Origin of the sequence: Polynucleobacter sp. Adler-ghost (assembly GCF_018688495.1) — a bacterium.
GTDB lineage: Bacteria > Pseudomonadota > Gammaproteobacteria > Burkholderiales > Burkholderiaceae > Polynucleobacter.
In genome coordinates, this window is the sequence record NZ_CP061320.1 from 713525 (window position 1) to 734146 (window position 20622).

Consider the following 20622-nt stretch of genomic DNA (forward strand, 5'->3'; position numbering starts at 1 on the left):
GTAGAGATGAAAAAAATTCAATGGCTTTTAGCATTTGCCCTAACCGGCTTGGTGAGCCTAGTTCAGGCAATTACCTTGCCTGGTCCAGTAGTCAGTGCCGATTGGTTGTCCAATAATCTATCTGATGTTCAGGTAATTGAAGTAAGAACGGATTTAGCAAGCTACATCAGAAACCCTGAATTTGATACCGACAAAAAGACTGGTAAGAAATTCCTAGTAGAGGTTGGTGGCCATATTGCTAATTCCACTCTCCTAGATTTTAAGAAGGTACGTGTAGAGCGTCTGGTAGATGGAAAAAAGATTAAGTTTCTGATTCCAGAAAAAGCAGATTTTGATAAGTTGGTTCAATCTTTAGGCATCAACTCTGATAAGCCGATTGTGCTCGTGCCTATTGGACAGGATATGTCCGATATCGACGAGGCATTAAGAACTTATTGGTCATTCAAGGTGTATGGCGAAGATCAAGTAGCTGTATTAGATGGCGGAATTGCTGGTTGGCTTGGTGAGGGACGTGAATACGTAACTACCAATACTCAAAAGGCAACTGGTAATTGGTCTGCGAAAGCATATCGCAAAGAATTAATCGCTAGTTCAGATGATGTAGCTGCTGCATCTAAAGCAGGTAAGCCGCAATTATTGGATGCGCGTCAGCCTGCTCAATACTTAGGCCTTGCAAAACGTCCGGATGTGCTGACCTTTGGTCATATTGCGGGCTCGAAAGAGTTAGCGCCTGAATTATTAGCAAAGCCAAGCAATGGCGCATTGTATTTCTGGCAAAAGAATACCTACGATGCATTGATGGCGGCCAATGGTTTAAGTGTTAAAGGACCAACAATTGCCTATTGCAATACTGGCCACTTAGCGGCTGGTGGTTGGTTTGTTATGTCAGAGCTAGTAGGCAATAAATCTACTAAGTTATACGATGGCTCTTTATACCTTTGGACTTTAGAAGGTCGTCCATTGGTTGGTGTGCCGCTGAATTAAGAGAAGGTCCGCTATGCCCGTTATTAAAACCAATATTAATCTAAAGAAGATGCAGTCATCGGCAGATGATGCTTGTCGCTTGATGAAAGTACTCTCAAATAGAGATCGAATGATGTTGTTGTGTCAAATAAGTCAGGGTGAAATGTGCGTTAGTGAGCTTGAGGAATGTTTAGACATTCATCAGCCTACCTTATCCCAGCAACTCACCGTCCTTAGAAATGAAGAGCTAGTCAATACCAGGAGAGAGGGCAAACAAATTTACTATTCGCTTTCCAGTCGAGTGGCCCTGGAAGTGATGAATGTGCTTTATCAAAATTACTGTAGTAAATAACCAAAAGGAGTCTTAATATGAAATGCAATGTCGGAGGTGTAGATCGAGTATTACGTATAGCGGTAGGCTTGGTATTGATTGGTCTAGCTGCATCTGGAACCGTGGGTGTATGGGGTTGGATTGGTATTGTGCCCCTAGTAACTGGTTTATTTAAATTTTGCCCAGCTTACACGTTACTTGGAGTCAATACCGGGAAAAATTGTAGTTAATATAAAGTCTTTTAGCTTTAATAAGATGTAGAAAATCGTGTGCAATATTCTTATATACAAATATACGTATATATGCATATTTACCTTGCCTTATTCATAGCTTGAGCAGAATAGAAAAGCCAGCCCTTTGGGGGTTGGTTTTTTTTTGCGTCAGGTATCTGGGTTTATTGCGGAGGAATGCTCCGCCTAGCGTGACCAATCTTCTTGGCTCTCACAGCTATCTCCCAATTGTTACCAAAATAATTACCAACAGCTAATCTAGGCATCCTTAGCCATAAATTGAAATTAGATAGGGCGACAGGGTGACCCCGCCTTGTTTAAATATCGATCCCCCATTTTTCTAGGTTGGCCTTACCACCCATACCGAGCCCCTAAGAAGGCAAGTTCGGATAATTTTTTCTAAAAATTAGTCAAATACGCCTAGTTGTTCGCAGATTCGCTCAGTGGATTCTTTGGATAAAAACGCTTGAGGATTCTTTGCCTGCAACTCATTGCCAAGGGATTGGGCTTGATTGATCATCCATTGAACGTGCCTAGAAATTTGAATGCGGTAAGCAGAGGGAATGTTAATTATTGAGATTGTTAGCCTCAAACGATTGGCTGCCAGATGCAGCGAGTAAGCTAATTCTGCAATTTCAGAATTTGTGGTCAATTTGTTCCGTTTTTTGGTGCGTTTTTGCATGATTTTTCTAACTTTCTATGTGTTTTTTTGTCATTTTTTGACAGTAATTTTTCTACCAATTTTTTATTTTTGAAAAACACACAGCTAACCCAATCAACTTTTAAGAACATTGTTGAGTTAGCTGTGTGCCTAGTTGTAAGCATTTGCGACAAGGGGCTGAAAATGGGGTTAAAAGTCCAGTCCACCCTCTCACGCGCGCGTATAAGAGATCACTGAAGCGTTTTTGGGAGCAGCAGATCTCTTATGTTTTCTTTCCGAATATATCTTCCATGAATGGAAGATAGGTCGCTCAGTGGGCGATTAATCATTCGAAGAAACTCAGGGGTAGAGAAGTCCTCAAATTCCCAGCGATGGCTTATCAGATCTTCCAGGCCCTCAAAAACAATCGCTTCAAGAGTGTCAAACAAGATCTGTTGAATTGCTTGTTCATTATCGTCATAGCTAACCTTTGAATACTGTTGTGCCAATTCAAGTGCGGTTTGAAAGCACCTATGAATATCGTCGTGCTCCGTACCGTATTCCATCAAAGCATCGATAATCTCGAAGTAATGATCATCTGTTCCAAAAATATTTAAATATGCGTCCATGTTATTTCCTTAATTTATTTTGTAGATTTCAGTTGTATGGGTGAGATTTAGAATTTGCTCCATAGTTACAAACTGACTGATATCTGATTCAGTGTGTTTACCCATCCGGATGGGGCATTCCAGATTAGTCGACAGAAAGCGGGTGATCTCCAGTAGTTTGAGGACATCTTTTTTGTCAATTTTTCTATAAACCCGTTTAAGCCAAATTCGTCCCCGTCCATCTACATCCTGGAAGGGGAATGTGACCCGGATAATGTTCTCCTTTAAGGATGTTTGGACTAGGATTTCTCGTTCTACTGGGCCCGTTTCCCGAAGCCAGCGAAACTCAAACGCCTCGTCCATGCCATTGGTAGTGGCGTCTAGGAGTGTGGAGAGTTGATCAAATGAAACTGTATTTTTAGACATTACATTTTTCCTATGGGGGAATTAGTTGGAATCACTGGCATCGGTTTGATTTGTTCGATTGCCAGCAACCCACTTTTGGTTAATAAAAATTACAAAAAAATGAGGCTGATTCCTTGATTCCTGATTCCCAGCTCTGTATTAATCTTTGGAATCACATTTTTAGATATTCAGAACTGGGTCAGAGTCAGTAGAGGGAGCTCTTTTTAGCTCCCATCTACCACTGACATCTTCATGACCTTATAAGAGAGCGTCACAAAGAATCACTGGGAATCAGCGGAATCATTAGGGCCATTCGGTGTCCTTAACATCATTAGGAGTGAACTCAATTGAGAACTTTCCATCTGAATGTTTGTTCAATTGCCCCGTGGACACTAAGTAATCAATTTGTTCATTGATTACTTTGCTTTGACCTGTTACTCCGGGGTGAATCGATCTTTTAGAAACCTTTTTGGCTCCCTCGGAAAGAAGTAGGGCCACTTGCTTGATGATTTGCTCATGCATTCCACGCATTTTTTCCTTAGCGGCCGTATCTTTGGCAATTTGTTGTTTTAACTGCCGCTCTTCGACTGAGCTACGTTTGCAATAGCCAACCCGATAGGATTTATCAACCATGTGCCCCAGAGCATGCTGGACCATAATTGAATGAGTCTCGGTGGCAAATTCCAGCTCCTCAAACTCAGCCTCAAATCGACGCTTGCGCAGTCTCATATAGCGACTGGGAAGGCCGGGCTCAGCAAAGATATATGCAGTCCCATGAACATCTCCGGTCCATGCTGACGCCCCTCGAATTTGGATATCTTCCGTATCATTTCGTTGGGCTTTGGAGTTATGGGCCACGATCCAAAGCGGAGTATTGTTAGTCGAGCAGGCATGTTTGACATGCGATATTGCGTCACTGACCTCGCTGTTATCTGATTCATTCTCTAAATCAAATGTAGCAGCTGCTGTATCAAACACAATGAGTGGCGGTACGCCTACTTTTCGTCCGTTTTCTCCTTCTTGAATGACAGTCTTTTCTGATACCTTCCACTCAATGAAAGCCTCAAGATATTCTGGCTTGATGCGGCGCACTTCAATCACGCTAAACCAATCGTGCATTTCCTCGCTTGTAGCAGTAACTCCTCCCCATTTTTTCATAGCGTAGATTATGTTTTCTGCCTGCCTAGCATCTTCCGTCAGATAAACAACTTTTCTACGTAATATTGGCTTGAGTTCATAGTCAGTAGGGCAGAGGTGTGCTGCTGCCATAGCCAATTGAAATAGCATTGAGCTTTTCCCCGTTCCAGGTGCACCGGCGATAGCAAAAATTTCATCACTTAAAAATCCGTCGATAACAAAATTGGTTGCAACAGGAGCCTCATCAGAGTAGTTGTAGTCCTTGAAGTATTCCTGCAACCATTCCAATGTCGGTTTCTCGTTTGTTCCTATTGAGGAATACTTGGCATAGGCCCCGCTTACCATTGAGGGAATTTTGTTGTAATACACATGCCAATCTGCCGGCTTAGGCTCAATCGCTTCCATGATTCCTTGCGCTTGGGCTATTACAGATTTGGGTTGATTCCCAAGTGCAATAAGGTGGCTAGTCAGTTTTAACAAGGGCTCATAGTAGTGTTCGCTTTGTAAGATTTGACGGGTGAGATCGGCAATGTCATTTCCCAAAACTAGGCCTTCAAATACATCTTTAGTCCCTCTGGATCCTGTCAAAATAAATTTCTCATCAAGTTTGAGGGCAGTAATGAGCTCGGATAGGGTGTACTTGGCAGTTGGATTCCACTTGTGCAATACATGTTTGAATGGCTTGTCATATTTGGTATTTGATCCAACTGGTAATCGAACATAACGAATGGGGTTGTTTCCCGACTTGTCGTTGCCGTTCACAAGGCTTTTTCGGCCAATTTCCGTTAGTAGCCTTTTTGCTTGATCCATATCTCTAATTGGCTCTTGCAAAATAAAGCCTAGCTGATGGTTATTTAAGGATGTTTCTAGGCTCCAGGAAGGCTTTAAAGGAGTCTCCTTGAGGTCATCAAGAACCACGCAATACATCGCCTCAGCGCAGCTAATTTGACGCCTTAAAGGATATTGATTGCGATTAAAGAGTGAGGTTGAAAAATAGTTATTTGACCCTTCCATTTCAGGGCAAGAGTTGGCATGTATGAAGTGACCAGTCCAATGCTCAGGCCCAGAATTTTGAGGCTTAACATCGTAGGAGGTTACCCAGCATCCAAGGGCGTCTGAGGGGCTATTAAACACCGTCCCCAGGAACTCTTTATTGCTGATAACGATTGGCTGACTATCATTTGCGGCCTCTTTAGCAGGGTTTGAAACTTTTCCTGCAGATCCGCTAGCATTTACTGCTAAGTTGATGTGATTACTCTTAAACATTTTCATGTTCCTTAAATTTAAAAAATAGAATTCCCCGGCTCGCCTAGGGCTGCTTTTTGGTACTTCGGTGTGTGCTGTGTCTGTGTGTTTTTTTACGTGCGCTTTGTCGCTACACGGGGCCGATGCCAGCTAGACGTATCTAGTTCTTCTACTGCTTTAAAACTTTATTACTGTGCTGCAAGGGTATCAATCCAGGCTGCAATGTCAGATTCTCTCCATACGCTGACATTTGTGCCCAGTTTGATGGGTTTTGGAAAATCTCCATTCGCAACCTTAGCCCAGATAGTACTTTTGGCTAGGGTAGTAATGCTTGAGACTGCTCCAATACGAATTAGCTTGCTAGGTGTTTGCATATATTTCCTTTCGTCTATTTGGTTTCACCTGCATATACTTATGCTTTTTCATCGTTGAATTCATGATTTCTCCTTTTTCGTTGTAGGATCAAGGCCTGTACGTTGATGAAAGAAATTGCGCAAGTAAGATTCAGTCCAGGTAGTGCGTTTATTGGACTCCCTAAACTTTGTACGCTCTTCCTCTGACATGTCCTTATTGGGACCGGCTACCCTTGGTAGGGGTATAAATGCGGGTTTAAATTCATCTTGTTTGGCTAGATCTCTAAAAATTGGGTAATCCGTCTTCTTCCAACGTTTGCCCTGGATGAGCGTTTTGGCTTTTTGTAGGCAGCCCATGAGAATTTTTTCATTCTCTTTAATATTTTTCTGTCTGCCTTTTAGTCTCTCCGTAACCCCTTTAGAGTGATTGTTTAAGAGCTCTGTATAGGTATCTTGTACGGTCGACAATTCTTTTTCATAAAAACGAATTACCTGATAGCAAATTTTCCTTTCTACCTCTGCATCAATAAGAAGGGTCATTTGCTTTGGTGTCAAACCGTTACCATAGATTTTTTCTATGTCAGCTTGGACTATTTTCCTTTGGCTGAAATCATTAAATCTCTTGAATGGTTCGTTAGGGCTTTGTAGCATTTCTAAATTACCTACTCGTTGCTGTAAGTCAAGTAATGCCGTTTTTTGAGGACCATTCAGCGCCCTTTTCTTTTTTGCCTTTTCAACGGCATCTTTAAGGCCGCCTAGTTTTCTAAGTTTGTCGTTGATTAAATGGTGAAGGGCATCACGATCTGATGGCGCAAATAATCTTTCAGTTGATGAGTCATCCGTTGGATCTACATCAGCTTCCCATTCATTAAGCATAAATTTCTCCTTCAGCCTCAATTTCGCTTTGAGATGTAATTAAATTTCCTTGTAACTTGCAATAGTTTTCCCAATCAGTAAGAAGGGCCCTCCTTTTGTCAATAAGATCACCTCTACGGTAGGCTGCTTCTACTTTGTTTGAAATGGCATGGGCTAGTGACATTTCTGCAACCTCTGATGAATGATCAGTCCTTTCTGACACCCAATCCCTGAAGGTTGATCTGAAGCCATGTACTGTTACTTTCTTTTTGAGTCTTCTAATCACCATCGTCATGGCCATATTCGAAAGGGGTTTCGTTTTCCTTGAGAATAAATACTCGCTGTCAGGGTCCAACAATTCAGATATTTTCAATATCTGAATAGATCTCTCACACAATGGGACCCTATGCTCCCTTTTGGCTTTCATTCTTTCTCCAGGAATTATCCAAACAGATTCAGAAACTTCGTTGCGCTTCCCGCCAATTACTTCGCCAGTACGTGACGCATTCAATATGCAAAATTCCAACGCTAATGCGGCCATCGTTCCCATCTCTCTAAGTTGTTCCATGAACTCTGGAATTTCATCAAAGGGGAGGGCAGCATGGTGTTTCACTTTTTTGATTTTGTTGGGCTTGGCTAATACTGTTTCTAAATGACCTTTCCACTGGGCTGGATTCAAGCCACTTCTTAGCCTTCGTGTTGTAGCTGCTGCTAATATCAGCTCAATGCGCCCACGCAACCTCGTGGCTGTTTCCGTCTTCTTGGCCCATATTGGTGACAGAATCTTCAAAATATCTTCGGTGGTAATCTGATCAAGCTTTAGATTACCAATTACTGGGTTTGCGTATTCCTCAATCGTGAACTCCCATTGAAGCCGGTGTTTTGTATTGGTCCACTCAGAGCTTTTAGTTTCTATGAATTGCTTTGCAAACTCGGAGAATGTGGCTTTCTGTTTCTCCATTTCAATTCTTGTTTCTTTGTGTGGTTTTGGGTCAATACCGTTCACAACCTTCTTCTTTGCTTCGATAGCCTTTATTCGAGCATCGGCTAGCCCAACATCAGGGTAGGGTCCAAGACCAATGTTCCTTTGCTTACCATCCATGGTGTATCTATAGATCCAATACTTTTTGTTGCTGTCTTTTACCCATAAATGCAAACCCATTGCTAAAGCGTCGGTATATCTCCCCGGCTTTTTAAGGTTTTTAATTGTTTGTGTATCTAGCTTTGTTGCCATGTTCATCTCCGTTACCAAAATAGTTACCAAAATCCATGCCCATAACAGCTTGGATTCACGAAGACGGCTTCATACCGTCATATATACTAATGCATATTCATGGATTAATTCATGAATATTTAGCCAAATAAACACGGAAGCCAGGAGTTATATGAGGGTACAGCATGCTCTCATGGCGTCTAATTTGACCTATAGAGATGTTAAGACGCCTCTTCCGCCAGTAGTTTGAAGCCACCTTCGGGTGGTTTTTTCTTTCTTTTTTCTTGCTTTTTACCTGAAATCACCACTTTCACCGGAATGATTTAGATACTCAACCCTCTGTTTTTAATCAAAAAAAAGGGGTTTTTGGTGTTTCTGTTGCATTGCCGCAAATAAATCTTGCACTGCAATAAAAAACTTTTTACAATGGTGCATCGCAATAAATTTTATCAATTTTAAAAAGTTAGGAAAACACCATGTTCCAGAATCAATTAAACGACCAACTCACACAAGCTCAAACTAAGGCTGTTGAAAATGCAAAGTTCTTGGCTCAAGTAGCTGTTGAAAGCGCAAAAGAATTAGCTGAAATCAACCAAGCTGCCGCTAAAGATGCTTTAGTAGTTGCTCAAGATGCAAGCGCTCAATTGTTGGCAATTAAAGATGCCCAACAGTTGGCAAAATTGGCTCAGCCTGAAACTGCACAAGAAGCTGCTAAGTACGCTGCTGCTTACCAAGCTAAAGTAAACAAAGTTGTGCGTAACAGCAACAAAGAAGTTGCTCATGTAGTTGATGCATCTATTGATGACGCACGTGCCGATATGGTGAAGTTTGTTAAAGAAGCTACTAAGACAGCTCCTGCTGGTTCTGAGGCATTTGTATCTGCATTCAAAACTGTATTTGAAACTTCACTCCAACAGTTTGACCAAGTTCGCGCTTCAGCAACTGATGCTTTCGCAAACTTTGAGAAAAGTGTTGATGCTGCAATGGCTAACTTTCAAGGCCAATACGCAGTAGCTAAGCCAGCTACCAAAAGCCGTAAAGCTGCTTAATTCGTTTTAATAGCATTGCACGAGAAACCGCCTTCGGGCGGTTTTTCTTTTTCTGCTTGCCGTAAGATGGATGTTTTAGAGCTAATGAGGAGTAAACATGATCTTTGCAATCCTTTTAATGGATCGTCCTGGTACTGCAGAATTGCGTATTCAAGTGCGACCAGAGCATCGCGCTTATTTGGGTCAGTTCGCAGATAAGATGGCCTTTGCTGGTCCACTTACATCAGAAGATGGCAAAACAACAGTGGGTAGTCTGTTGGCGATGGATTTTCCTAGTAAGGCAGATGTTGAAGCTTGGCTAGCAGATGAGCCATTCACTAAAGCAGGCGTCTATGAAAAGCCGGTCATTCATGTGTTTAATAATAGCTGGCAACAAAAGGTTGGGTTTCCACCTGCTTAGGTAAAAAAGAGCCACCTCATTTGAGGTGGCTACTTTGATGGATCTGTCTAGAGATGATCTAGATTGGCTTGATTTGTAGTTTCCTAAATTTGATGATGCCGCCAGCAGACTGAAGGGCAATGGGCCCCTCGGAGAACTTGCTATCCCTGGCATCTGTAACGGTAAGCACCCCATTCATCATTACTTTGAGCTGAGGTCCGTTGGCCGTAATTTCCATGGTGTTCCAGCGCCCACCTGCTTTGTGAATTGGGTTGACCTTGGCAATATCAACAATGGCTCCGGTGGAGTACTCCTGTCCCGGACGGGTATCCCAGATATTAATTTCATAAGCATTTCCAGCGGTGACTTTATTGGGATCTTGGCAGCGAATAAAAATTCCACTATTGGTGTTGGATTCAGCCCAAAATTCAGCGCGAATAATGAAGTTCCGATAACTTTTACTGCTCACCAGAAATCCGGACGGCTTATTACCCTCGACTATCCCTTTGCCAATGACCCAGTTCGCGCTGCCAATAATGTTCCAGCCGTCTAGGCTGACACCATCGATTAAATCGGTATAGCCATCTTGTGCTTGAGCATGGGTGTTGGCGGAAAGCAGGGCAATAGTCAGCGAAAAGGCAATTGCTAGAATTTGTTTCAAGGTTGTTTGCATCATGATCTCCAAAGGTATTTATCTCAATAGCTGCAATGTTGCTTCCATCCATTGTTGCTGACTTGGCTCCAATTCCACAAGTACTCACTTTCCCTTAACTTGGAATCAGGAATCCAGTAGACTTGAGGTATGAATTCAACTACATTGCGCCCCTTAGCTATCCTTGTTTCTGCTACCGCCATTGCCTTAACGGGATGCGGCTCCATAGAGTCAGCAGCCCAAGATGACTGCACTTCTATTGGCTGGCAAATCGGCAGCAAAGGCTACAACGATTGCTTTAAGGCGCGCGTTTACGAGCGCAAGCTAGATTACTCTCCGCCACCCGGCAGCAAGCCTTCCCCATCCGTTATTTAATAGGGTTTACCCTAGTTAAATTCACTTGAGCGCCGTCAAGGACTTGAGTGTGGAAATAACCCAAAATCACCCTTGATCTTGGGGATTTCCTATATAGAGCGAGATAAGTTGTTTCTTGCCAATACGGCCTTTCTCAAGCCTAGCTTCAGACATAAAAAATAGCATCATTAATGCGACTAGAAATTAGAGATTAAAACTATGAATCACCCAAAACCCTCGGCTGAAGTCAAAGCTGTTGCTGTAGCAACTGCAGATGATTTAAGGGAAACCATTCGTCGCAAGAGCAAACTCAAAGGGCGCCAAGCAGATGATGTGTCTTTGGCAGAGGTTCGCCAGTTAATCGGTGCTGCAGCTGATCGTCGTGATTTGCTAATTGAAAATTTACACAAGCTTAATGACGAATACCGTGCTTTGCATGATCGTCATTTGGTTGCTCTCGCAAAAGAAATGAATTTGCCGATGGCAGAAGTTTATGAGGTTGCTACTTTTTATCACCACTTTGAAGTAGTGCGTGGCAATGATCCGGTTGCAGATATCACTTTGCGTGTCTGTGATGGTATCGCCTGCGAGCTGGCCGGCGCGCAAAATCTATTGGCAAAGTTACCGGCAATTTTAGGTAATCCTAAGATTAAGGTAGAGGCTGCTCCATGCGTGGGTCGTTGTGAACAGGCTCCAGTAGCAGTTGTGCATCAGTACCCAGTATTGTTCGCAACAACGGATAAGGTTGCCGCCGCCGTCAAAAATAATCTGACTACCCAGCCTATGGCTAAGGACAGTGCGAGCTTTGATCCTGCAGCATTAGCTGAGAAGGGGGTATCCCCGCAGGGTGAGAATCAGTCAGTTTCACCAGACTATGTGGGCTACGAATCTTATCGCGCGCAGGGTGGCTATGCCTTAGCAAAAGAAATTGTTGAAGGTAAAAAAGACGGCGAGAGCATTGTCAAGATCATGGAAAGCTCGGGACTCCGCGGCCTAGGTGGCGCAGGCTTCCCAGCAGGGCGTAAGTGGCGCATTGTGAGAGATCAAGTCGCTCCAAAGTTGATGGCAGTGAACATTGACGAAGGTGAGCCAGGCACATTTAAGGACCGCACGTATTTGGAGCGCGATCCACATCGCTTCTTAGAGGGCATGTTAATTGCTGCCAATGTAGTGGGTATAGATGCTTGCTATATTTATCTGCGCGATGAGTACCATGGTTGCCGTGAATTACTCGAAGCGGAGTTGGCTAAACTCAAAGCAAACCCCCCATTTACATTGCCGCTGATCGAGTTACGTCGTGGCGCAGGTGCATACATTTGCGGCGAAGAGTCTGCCATGATTGAAAGTATCGAAGGGAAGCGCGGCGAGCCCCGTATGCGCCCTCCCTATATCGCTCAAGTTGGTTTGTTTGGTCGTCCAACGCTCGAACATAACTTTGAAACCCTCTACTGGGTGCGTGACATTGTTCAGCGTGGTCCAGAGTGGTTTAGTTCTTTTGGTCGTCATGATCGCAAAGGCTTGCGTAGCTTCAGTGTGAGCGGCCGAGTTAAAAACCCGGGTGTGAAACTCGCTCCAGCCGGCATTACGATTCAGGAGTTAATTGACGAATATTGTGGTGGCATGCAAGTTGGCCACAAGTTCTACGGCTATCTACCAGGTGGTGCTTCAGGCGGTATCTTGCCAGCAAGCATGAATGACATTCCGTTGGATTTCGATACCTTACAGCCCTATGGCTGTTTTATTGGCTCTGCTGCAGTGATGGTGTTTGGTGACAAAGATAAGGCGCGCGATATGGCGCTCAATGTCATGCACTTCTTTGAGCATGAGAGCTGCGGTCAATGCACGCCATGTCGTGTAGGTACTAGCAAAGCTGCCAAGTTAATGCAGTCGCCATCTTGGGATCAAGGCACTTTAGAAGACTTAGCAACTGTGATGGTTGACGCTTCAATATGCGGCTTAGGTCAAGCTGCACCCAATCCAATTCGCTGTATTGCAAAATATTTCCCAGCAGAAATTGCTTAATCAGCAAGCAAAAAACCAAGGGAAAAACGAGACAAATATGAACGCACCAGTAAATCCTAAAGAGCTTGAATTGCAAACCGTTGAGTTCAAGCTAGACGGTCAAACCATCGTTTCTTATGAAGGCGAGACTATTCTCAAGGCCGCTAAGCGTCACGGGATCGATATTCCCCATCTGTGTTTCAAAGATGGTTATCGCGCTGATGGTAATTGCCGCGCGTGTGTAGTGGAGATCAATGGTGAGCGTACATTGGCGCCAAGTTGCTGCAGAAGTGCTACGCCTGGTATGGAAGTGAAGGCTAATAGCGAGCGTGCACTGAAGAGTCAAAAACTCGTCCTAGAAATGTTGTTATCTGATATGCCCGACGAAGGATTTAAGTGGGTAGGAGACAGTAAGGAAGAAGAGCAAAAAAATCAACATGGTGAATTGAGCACCTGGGCTGCGCGCTTAGATGTCACAGTTCGACCTGAGCTCAAAGTATTGCGTCGTGAAAAAGTGAGTCATGACATATCCCATCCAGCGATGGCTGTGAACTTAGATGCTTGTATTCAATGTAATCGTTGCGTACGTGCTTGTCGCGAAGAGCAGGTTAATGATGTGATCGGCTACGCAATGCGCGGTGCTCACAGCGAGATCGTGTTTGATCTGAATGACCCAATGGGTGATAGTACTTGCGTTGCCTGTGGTGAGTGTGTGCAGGCTTGCCCAACGGGTGCATTAATGCCTAAGGGATTAATTGGCTCGCAGACGGTGGATCGCAAGGTGGATTCAGTATGTCCCTTCTGCGGCGTAGGTTGCCAGATTACTTATAGCGTTAAAGATGAAAAGATTGTCAGCGTAGAGGGTCGTGATGGTCCAGCTAACCACAATCGCCTCTGCGTTAAAGGTCGCTTTGGTATGGATTACATCCATAACCCACAACGCCTAACAAAGCCGCTGATTCGTAAGGCCGGTGTTGCTAAAGATGAGGCTTTATTAGAAGGCAAGCAAGACTGGTCTGAGATCTTCCGTGAAGCAACTTGGGAAGAAGCTTTGGAACTTGCGGGTGGTGGCCTCAAAAAGCTGAAAGATCAATACGGCAATAAGGTATTGGCTGGCTTTGGTTCTGCAAAAGGTAGCAACGAAGAGGCTTATTTATTCCAAAAACTCGTACGCACTGGTTTTGGCAGTAATAACGTCGACCATTGCACGCGCCTTTGCCATGCCTCTTCTGTAGCTGCATTATTAGAGGGTGTTGGCTCTGGTGCCGTTAGTAATCAAGTCAATGATGTTGAGCACTCAAGCCTTATTTTCTTGATCGGCTCAAATCCAACCGCAAATCATCCTGTTGCCGCTACTTGGTTTAAGAATGCTGCTAAACGAGGCGCAAAAATTGTATTGTGCGATCCACGTGCGACCGAAATCAGTAAACATGCCTGGCGTACGATGCAGTTCAAGCCGGATACTGATGTGGCAATGCTCAATGCCATGATCTTCACAGTAATTGAAGAGGGCTTAGTTGATCGGGACTTTATTGAGAATCGCTCTAATAACTTTGAGGCACTCAAAGAAAATATTAAGGGCTATAGTCCAGAAGCGATGGCACCAATCTGCGGCATCCCAGCGGAAACTTTGCGTGAGGTTGCCAGAGAATTTGCGACAACTAAATCCGCAATGATTTTGTGGGGTATGGGCATCAGTCAGCACGTTCACGGCACTGATAACGCCCGTTGTTTAATTGCTTTGGTTAGCATTACTGGTCAAATTGGTAAGCCTGGCTCTGGCTTGCATCCACTACGCGGACAAAATAACGTGCAGGGCGCAAGTGATGCAGGATTAATTCCGATGATGTTCCCGAACTACCAACGCGTAGATAATCCAGAAGCGCATGCTTGGTTTGAGAAATTCTGGGATACCCCATTAGACAAGAAGCCTGGTTACACCGTAGTAGAGATCATGCATAAGATCACCGCACCTGACAGTGATCCCGATAAGATTCGTGGCATGTATGTCGAAGGTGAGAATCCTGCGATGAGTGATCCCGATTTGAATCATGCCCGTCATGCTTTAGCTTCTTTGGATCTATTGGTTGTGCAAGATATTTTTATGACCGAGACTGCGCTCCTAGCAGACGTGGTATTACCAGCAAGCGCATGGCCTGAGAAAGTCGGCACTGCCAGCAATACCGACCGTATGGTTCAGATGGGTAAGAAAGCCATTAACCCTCCGGGAGATGCCAAGCCTGATCTGTGGATCATTCAGCAAATTGCTAAACGCATGGGCCTGAACTGGAATTACCAGGGTGCTGACGACGGCGTTGCAGAGGTGTATGACGAGATGCGTCAAGCAATGCATGCAGCTATCAATGGCATTACGTGGGAGCGTCTAGAAAAAGAGTCTAGCGTGACTTACCCATGTTTATCCGCTGAAGATCCAGGTCGCCCCATTGTGTTTGATGATAAGTTTGATACTAAAGATGGCAGAGTGAAGTTGGTGCCAGCAGATATCATTCCCGCAAATGAGCGCCCAGATGCGGAGTATCCATTTGTCTTGATTACAGGGCGTCAGTTAGAGCATTGGCATACTGGCAGTATGACGCGCCGTGCAACCGTCTTGGATGCGATTGAGCCAATGGCTACTGTGTCGATGCATGGTGAAGATATGACTCAGCTAGGCGTTTCTGCTGGCGATGTGATCACTGTTCAGTCCCGTCGTGGCGAAGTAGCTATCCACGTGCGTCGAGATGATGGCACTCCGCGTGGTGTAATCTTTATTCCATTTGCATACTATGAGGCTGCAGCCAACCTGATTACCAACTCTGCCCTAGATCCATTTGGAAAGATTCCGGAGTTTAAGTACTGTGCAGTCAAACTCGCTAAAGGCGGTCAGGCTGCTTCAGTGATGGGTTATGGAACTAATGATCCTAGTAGGCAGCAGTCTGAGCTCACTTCCTAAGCTATTTAGTTAAACCTAATAAAGCCCCCTTATCAGGGGCTTTGTTCGTTTAAATCTCTTAAAATATATTTTTAGCGATTGCCCTTTAGAATTAGTCATGGCTAGTTCAAAACCCCAAACCCCACCATCTGATACCAAAGCAGAATTACCCGTCCTGATTATTGGAGCGGGTCTAGCAGGCCTCACCGTTGCTCTACATATGGCAGAGACGCAACCAGTTATTGTGATGGCCAAGCGCGGTCTGGGTGAGGCTGCCACTGCATGGGCTCAAGGTGGCATCGTCGGAGTAGTCGATAAAGTACACGACAGTGTTGATTCTCATGTGGCTGATACCTTAGATGCTGGCGCAGGACTCGTGGTGGAGTCTACTGCTCGATATATTGCTGAAGAAAGCGCTGAAGCCATTCGTTGGCTGGTTGAACAGGGCGTTCCGTTTACCGCCGACGAGACTGGTCCTATGGGTTTGCATCTGACTCGTGAAGGTGGCCATAGTCAGCGTCGGATCGCGCACGTTGCTGATGCTACGGGTAAGGCCATTCATGAGGTCTTATTAGATAAAGCACGAGATCATAAAAATATTCAATTGCTAGAGCACTGGATTGCTTTAGATCTGATTACCAATCGGCACTTGGATGCGAAGACGCAACGCGCTAAGCCGAATCGTTGCTATGGTGTATATGCCCTTGATATTAAAAATAATCGTGTAGAAACAATTGAGGCCAAGTCGGTGGTATTAGCTACCGGCGGTGTTGGCAAGGTATATAAGTACACCAGTAATCCGGACACTGCGACAGGTGATGGTATTGCTATGGCCTGGCGTGCAGGTTGCCGTGTCGGTAATATGGAATTTATTCAGTTTCACCCAACATGTTTATATCACCCGAGCGATAGAACCTTTTTAATTACTGAGGCGATGCGTGGTGAAGGTGGCCTGCTCAAGCTCCCCAATGGCAATCGCTTTATGTCAGAGCATGATGAGCGTAATGAGTTGGCTCCTCGTGACATTGTTGCTAGGGCAATCGACTTTGAAATGAAAAAGCATGGTCTCGATTACGTACATCTCGATGCCACCCATTTAGGTGAAGCTTTTATTCAAGAGCATTTTCCAATGATCTATGCGCGCTGTATGAGTTTGGGATTGGACATTACTAAAGAGCCAATCCCTGTAGTACCAGCAGCGCACTATACCTGTGGTGGAGTTGTTACTGACCTCAAAGGCCGTACTGATTTGCCTGGTCTATATGCGGTAGGCGAAGCTACTTATACAGGCTTGCATGGCGCTAATCGTTTGGCAAGCAACTCATTATTGGAGTGCATTGTTATTGGTAAAGCTGCTGCTGCAGATATTTCTTCATTAAAAACACCAGCAATGCCAAAGCTCCCGCTCTGGGATGAGAGTCAAGTAGAGGATGCAGATGAGCAAGTGGTGATTGCCCATAATTGGGATGAGTTGCGTTCATTGATGTGGAACTATGTCGGCATCGTGAGAACCAATCGACGCTTAGAGCGAGCATTACATCGCATCAAACTACTCAGATATGAAGTGCAAGAATATTACGCTAACTTTAGGGTAACACGCGACTTAATTGAGCTTCGCAATCTGTTGGAGTGTGCGGAACTCATTGTGAGATCAGCTTTAATGCGTAGAGAGAGTAGGGGGCTGCATTACAGCCGTGATTACCCGGGCACTTGGGCAGTTTCTTATCCAACTATTTTGACGCCCCAGGCTGAGGGCAATTCCGAAAACGCTGCAAGCTAGAGATGGATTGCTATGCGGATATTCTCATTGAGAAATCCACTGCCTTAATATCTTTCGTCAGTTTTCCAAGAGAGATCCGATCAACGCCAGTGGCTGCAATTGCCCTCATCTGATCCAAGTCGATACCACCAGAAGCCTCTAATAAGGCGCGACCATGAGTAAAGGCGACCGCTTCTTTCATTTGCTCGGTAGTAAAGTTATCAATCAAGATATTTTTGGCGCCAGCATCTAAAGCTTCTTTCAGTTCAGTGAAGTTTTCTACTTCCACCTGAATATCTACCCCAGCATTTAAAGCTTGTGCAGCTTTCACGGCAGCAGCAACGCCACCTGCGGCAGCAATATGATTTTCTTTAATTAAGATGCCATGCCAAAGTGCAAGACGTTGATTTTGACCGCCACCGACGCGCACTGCGTATTTCTGGGCTTGACGTAATCCCGGAATGGTCTTGCGAGTATCGAGTACTGCACAACCCTTTGGGTTTGGACTGACTCCTGCAATCGCATCAACATGCTGACGTGCACTACTGGCAGTCCAAGATAGTGTTTGTAAAAAATTAATACAGGGACGCTCAGCCGAGAGTAGAGCACGAGAATTTGCATCAATATCGCACACTTGGGTATCGGGCTTCATCAAGTCACCCTCTTGGTAATGCCAAGTAACTTTTGCTGCCGGATCTAATGTTTTGAGGGTGCCTTCAAACCAATCTATCCCACAGAGCACAGCCTCTTGGCGCACGATCAGTTGCGCATGTACAAGCTTGCTAGGAACCAGTTGCGCAGTCCAATCGCACTGACCAATATCCTCCATCAGCGCATCAGCAATATTGCGTTGGCGGGCTTGCTCTACAGTTTCGTTGTAATTAAACATGCATATTCAGTCAAAAATACTATCCAGAAAAATATCAAAACTAGCTTAGGCAGCGCCAATATTCTTTACAAAGCCATGTTGAGCCTTGGCCAGAAGATCAGGATGATTTTTTGTGAAATCTAACATTCGCTCTATACAACCCAATGCTTTGACTCGAATATCTTCTTTGATAAAAATTTCACCAGAGGCGTTCTCAAGACAATTGAGAATGCCCTGCAAACCATTCATTGCCATCCAGGGACAGTGGGCGCAGCTCTTGCAGGTAGCACTATTGCCAGCAGTGGGGGCCTCAATCAATACTTTATTAGGAGCCAATTGGCGCATGCGATGCAAGATGCCATTATCGGTAGCCACAATGTATTCAGAAGCTGAGCCTTCAACTACGGCTTTGATCATGGCAGATGTGGAGCCAACGACATCTGCTAAATCTACAACCGCTTGTGGTGATTCAGGGTGAACTAGAACCATGGCATTGGGATGTGCTGCCATTAACATTTCTAATTCAACTGCTTTAAATTCATCATGAACAATGCATGCGCCATTCCATAGCAACATATCAGCGCCAGTCTGCTCTTGAATGTAGCGACCTAGATGACGATCAGGTGCCCATAAGATTTTTTTACCTTCAATCTTGAGTTGATGAACGATAGCTAAAGCACAAGAGCTTGTTACCATCCAATCAGCCTGGGCTTTAACAGCTGCACTCGTATTGGCATAGACAACTACAGTGCGATCCGGATGCTGTGCTCTAAAGGCGCCAAAGTCAGCAGCATCGCAACCTAAGTCTAAAGAGCAGCTCGCCTCCAAGTCTGGCATAAAGACGCGCTTTTCTGGACTTAGAATCTTGGCAGATTCACCCATAAAGCGCACGCCAGCAACAATCAAGTTTTTGGCAGAGTGGTTTTTGCCAAAGCGTGCCATTTCTAAAGAATCAGCAACAAAGCCACCAGTTTCTATTGCAAGATCTTGAATATCACCATCGACGTAGTAATGAGCAACTAAAGCAGCATCTTTCTCGATCAGCAATTGCTTGATACGGGCCAGTACAGCAGTTTTTTCAGTGCCATGTAGTTGGGGAGGTGTCTTCGCCCAAGCTTGAGCTGTACATATAGCCCCGGCAGCATTCTGCTGGGGGTAATCAAAAGCTATAGAAGTGCTAACAGTGGAAGTCATAGGTAATTTTATCTCTATTACGCGAGCTAGCGATAGCTGACCTCAATTACTTAAAACGGTAGCTTTGCTTCTGGCTTTGCGGCTAACAATACCGCCTTAAACTCGGCCTGTATACGCTGGATAGCCTCTTCACTATCTGCCTCAAAGCGCATCACCACAACTGGTGTTGTGTTGGAAGGTCGGGCAAGACCAAAGCCATCCGCGTATTCGACTCGCACACCATCAATCGTATTGATTGACTCTGATGTTGGGAACTTGGCATTGGCTTTGATTGTTTCTAGTAGGGCAAAAGGTTCACCTTCGGCGCAAGCGAGTTGCAATTCTGGGGTGCAGATTGCATTTGGTAAGCCATTGAGAGTATCACTTGGATTTTTCTCTTTGCTAAGAATCTCTAGTAAGCGTGCGCCGGTGTAAAGACCATCATCAAAACCAAACCAACGATCCTTAAAGAAGATGTGACCACTCATCTCGCCAGCCAGCGGGGCGCCAGTTTCTTTGAGCTTCGCTTTGACTAAAGAGTGGCCTGTTTTCCACATGATGGGTTCGCCACCATGTTCCTTAACGTAGGTGGCTAAGTTGCGAGTGCATTTCACGTCGTAAATAATTTGACCACCAGGATTGCGGGAGAGTACATCTTTTGCAAAGAGCATCATTTGGCGGTCTGGGAAAATGACTTGACCGTCTTTAGTGACTACGCCTAAACGATCGGCATCTCCATCAAAGGCAAGGCCTAATTCATTATCGGTAGTTTGGAGGTTCTTGATGAGGTCTTGCAGGTTTTCAATATGGGCTGGATCCGGATGGTGATTGGGAAAATGTCCATCGACTTCGCAGAACAATTCTTGAACTTCGCAACCCAAAGCTCTGAACAGTTTGCCAGCAAAAGCGCCACCAACGCCATTGCCACAATCCACTGCAATCTTCATGGGGCGAGCTAGCTTCACATCGCCAACAATATAGTTGAGGTACATCGGGAAAATATCAAAGGTACTACGTGTTCCTTGGCCAACAGTAAATTTCTTAGCTTCAATGCGTTTACGTAAGTCCTGAATCTTCTCGCCATAAATAGCCGCTGTACCCAGGACCATTTTGAAGCCGTTATAGTTCGGGGGATTATGGCTACCAGTAATCATGATCCCAGATTTTGGTGTTTTGCCATTGATGGTGTGATTGGCAGCAAAGTACACCATTGGAGTAGCTACCATACCTAAATCGATCACATTGATGCCGGTAGAGAGCAGGCCTGCTGTTAATGCTTCAATTAAGCTAGGACCAGAAAGACGACCATCACGACCAATAACAATATCGGTTTCACCAAGCTCATGCATTTCAGTGCCAAAGGCTTGGCCAATCAATTTAGCGATAGAGGGATCTAAGGTCTCATCAATAATGCCGCGGATGTCATAAGCTTTAAAAATAGATGGAGACAATTGCATTGCAGATCCTTCAGTAAA

20 protein-coding genes are annotated in these 20622 nt (G+C 44.7%); 9 read left to right on the forward strand and 11 right to left on the reverse strand.

The genetic code is table 11. The annotated features are described in order from the left end of the window. The first annotated feature begins 6 nt into the window (after positions 1-6). The 3 genes from ICV89_RS03755 to ICV89_RS03765 are packed head-to-tail and all read left to right on the forward strand — an operon-like array spanning position 7 to position 1524. Entirely contained in the window at positions 7-984 is a 978-nt protein-coding gene (locus tag ICV89_RS03755; protein WP_215309816.1) for a sulfurtransferase, read from the forward strand. Positions 985-997: 13 nt separating this feature from the next. Then, positions 998-1315, forward strand: a complete 318-nt coding sequence (locus tag ICV89_RS03760; protein ID WP_215309818.1) for a metalloregulator ArsR/SmtB family transcription factor — start codon at positions 998-1000, stop codon at positions 1313-1315. Positions 1316-1332: 17 nt separating this feature from the next. After that, the gene (locus tag ICV89_RS03765) at positions 1333-1524 is read left to right on the forward strand and encodes a DUF2892 domain-containing protein (protein WP_215309820.1); all 192 of its coding nucleotides are present in this window, start codon (positions 1333-1335) and stop codon (positions 1522-1524) included. A gap of 406 nt (positions 1525-1930) precedes the next feature. Here ICV89_RS03765 and ICV89_RS03770 read toward each other — a convergent pair whose 3' ends face one another. The 7 genes from ICV89_RS03770 to ICV89_RS03800 all read right to left on the reverse strand — a co-directional run bounded on the left by ICV89_RS03770 (position 1931) and on the right by ICV89_RS03800 (position 8001). Then, positions 1931-2176, reverse strand: a complete 246-nt coding sequence (locus ICV89_RS03770; RefSeq protein ID WP_215309822.1) for a hypothetical protein — start codon at positions 2174-2176, stop codon at positions 1931-1933. Positions 2177-2415: 239 nt separating this feature from the next. Then, positions 2416-2793, reverse strand: a complete 378-nt coding sequence (locus ICV89_RS03775; RefSeq protein WP_215309823.1) for a hypothetical protein — start codon at positions 2791-2793, stop codon at positions 2416-2418. 9 nt (positions 2794-2802) lie between these two features. Further along, positions 2803-3198: a hypothetical protein gene (locus ICV89_RS03780; protein ID WP_215309825.1), complete on the reverse strand. Its 396-nt coding sequence runs from the start codon at positions 3196-3198 to the stop codon at positions 2803-2805. A 282-nt stretch (positions 3199-3480) separates the two neighbouring features. Further along, positions 3481-5580, reverse strand: coding sequence for an AAA family ATPase (locus ICV89_RS03785; RefSeq protein ID WP_215309827.1), 2100 nt, complete (start codon positions 5578-5580; stop codon positions 3481-3483). A gap of 167 nt (positions 5581-5747) precedes the next feature. Further along, complete coding sequence (locus ICV89_RS03790; protein ID WP_215309829.1) at positions 5748-5933, reverse strand: AlpA family transcriptional regulator; 186 nt, start codon at positions 5931-5933, stop codon at positions 5748-5750. A 60-nt stretch (positions 5934-5993) separates the two neighbouring features. Beyond that, the gene (locus ICV89_RS03795) at positions 5994-6788 is read right to left on the reverse strand and encodes a hypothetical protein (protein ID WP_215309831.1); all 795 of its coding nucleotides are present in this window, start codon (positions 6786-6788) and stop codon (positions 5994-5996) included. Continuing rightward, positions 6781-8001 (reverse strand): integrase arm-type DNA-binding domain-containing protein, encoded by a 1221-nt coding sequence (locus ICV89_RS03800; RefSeq protein ID WP_251370903.1) that lies wholly within the window; start codon positions 7999-8001, stop codon positions 6781-6783. Before ICV89_RS03800 ends, ICV89_RS03795 begins: the two co-directional genes overlap by 8 nt. A 455-nt stretch (positions 8002-8456) precedes the next feature. Here ICV89_RS03800 and ICV89_RS03805 point away from each other — a divergent pair, with 455 nt between their 5' ends. After that, the gene (locus ICV89_RS03805) at positions 8457-9029 is read left to right on the forward strand and encodes a phasin family protein (RefSeq protein ID WP_215309834.1); all 573 of its coding nucleotides are present in this window, start codon (positions 8457-8459) and stop codon (positions 9027-9029) included. A 97-nt stretch (positions 9030-9126) separates the two neighbouring features. Further along, entirely contained in the window at positions 9127-9429 is a 303-nt protein-coding gene (locus ICV89_RS03810; RefSeq protein WP_215309836.1) for a YciI family protein, read from the forward strand. Between the two features lie 58 nt (positions 9430-9487). Here ICV89_RS03810 and ICV89_RS03815 read toward each other — a convergent pair whose 3' ends face one another. Then, on the reverse strand, positions 9488-10084 hold the full coding sequence (locus tag ICV89_RS03815) for a DUF1080 domain-containing protein (RefSeq protein WP_251370904.1): 597 nt from the start codon (positions 10082-10084) through the stop codon (positions 9488-9490). A 126-nt stretch (positions 10085-10210) separates the two neighbouring features. On the opposite strand from ICV89_RS03815, the gene ICV89_RS03820 reads away from it, so the two are divergent. The 4 genes from ICV89_RS03820 to nadB all read left to right on the forward strand — a co-directional run bounded on the left by ICV89_RS03820 (position 10211) and on the right by nadB (position 17127). After that, on the forward strand, positions 10211-10435 hold the full coding sequence (locus ICV89_RS03820; RefSeq protein WP_215309838.1) for a hypothetical protein: 225 nt from the start codon (positions 10211-10213) through the stop codon (positions 10433-10435). Between the two features lie 198 nt (positions 10436-10633). Next, positions 10634-12436 carry an NAD(P)H-dependent oxidoreductase subunit E gene (locus ICV89_RS03825; RefSeq protein WP_215309840.1) on the forward strand — a complete coding sequence of 601 codons (1803 nt, stop codon included), beginning with the start codon at positions 10634-10636 and terminating at the stop codon, positions 12434-12436. Between the two features lie 37 nt (positions 12437-12473). Then, complete coding sequence (gene fdhF, locus ICV89_RS03830; protein ID WP_215309842.1) at positions 12474-15368, forward strand: formate dehydrogenase subunit alpha; 2895 nt, start codon at positions 12474-12476, stop codon at positions 15366-15368. Between the two features lie 97 nt (positions 15369-15465). Beyond that, positions 15466-17127 carry an L-aspartate oxidase gene (gene nadB / locus ICV89_RS03835; protein ID WP_215309844.1) on the forward strand — a complete coding sequence of 554 codons (1662 nt, stop codon included), beginning with the start codon at positions 15466-15468 and terminating at the stop codon, positions 17125-17127. 10 nt (positions 17128-17137) lie between these two features. Here the strand turns inward: nadB and nadC are convergent, their stop codons facing one another. The 3 genes from nadC to ICV89_RS03850 are packed head-to-tail and all read right to left on the reverse strand — an operon-like array spanning position 17138 to position 20604. Beyond that, positions 17138-17995 (reverse strand): carboxylating nicotinate-nucleotide diphosphorylase, encoded by an 858-nt coding sequence (nadC, locus tag ICV89_RS03840; protein ID WP_215309846.1) that lies wholly within the window; start codon positions 17993-17995, stop codon positions 17138-17140. Between the two features lie 45 nt (positions 17996-18040). Beyond that, positions 18041-19168 carry a quinolinate synthase NadA gene (gene nadA / locus ICV89_RS03845; RefSeq protein ID WP_215309847.1) on the reverse strand — a complete coding sequence of 376 codons (1128 nt, stop codon included), beginning with the start codon at positions 19166-19168 and terminating at the stop codon, positions 18041-18043. Between the two features lie 50 nt (positions 19169-19218). Continuing rightward, the gene (locus ICV89_RS03850) at positions 19219-20604 is read right to left on the reverse strand and encodes a phosphomannomutase/phosphoglucomutase (RefSeq protein ID WP_215309849.1); all 1386 of its coding nucleotides are present in this window, start codon (positions 20602-20604) and stop codon (positions 19219-19221) included. Positions 20605-20622 lie beyond the last annotated feature (18 nt).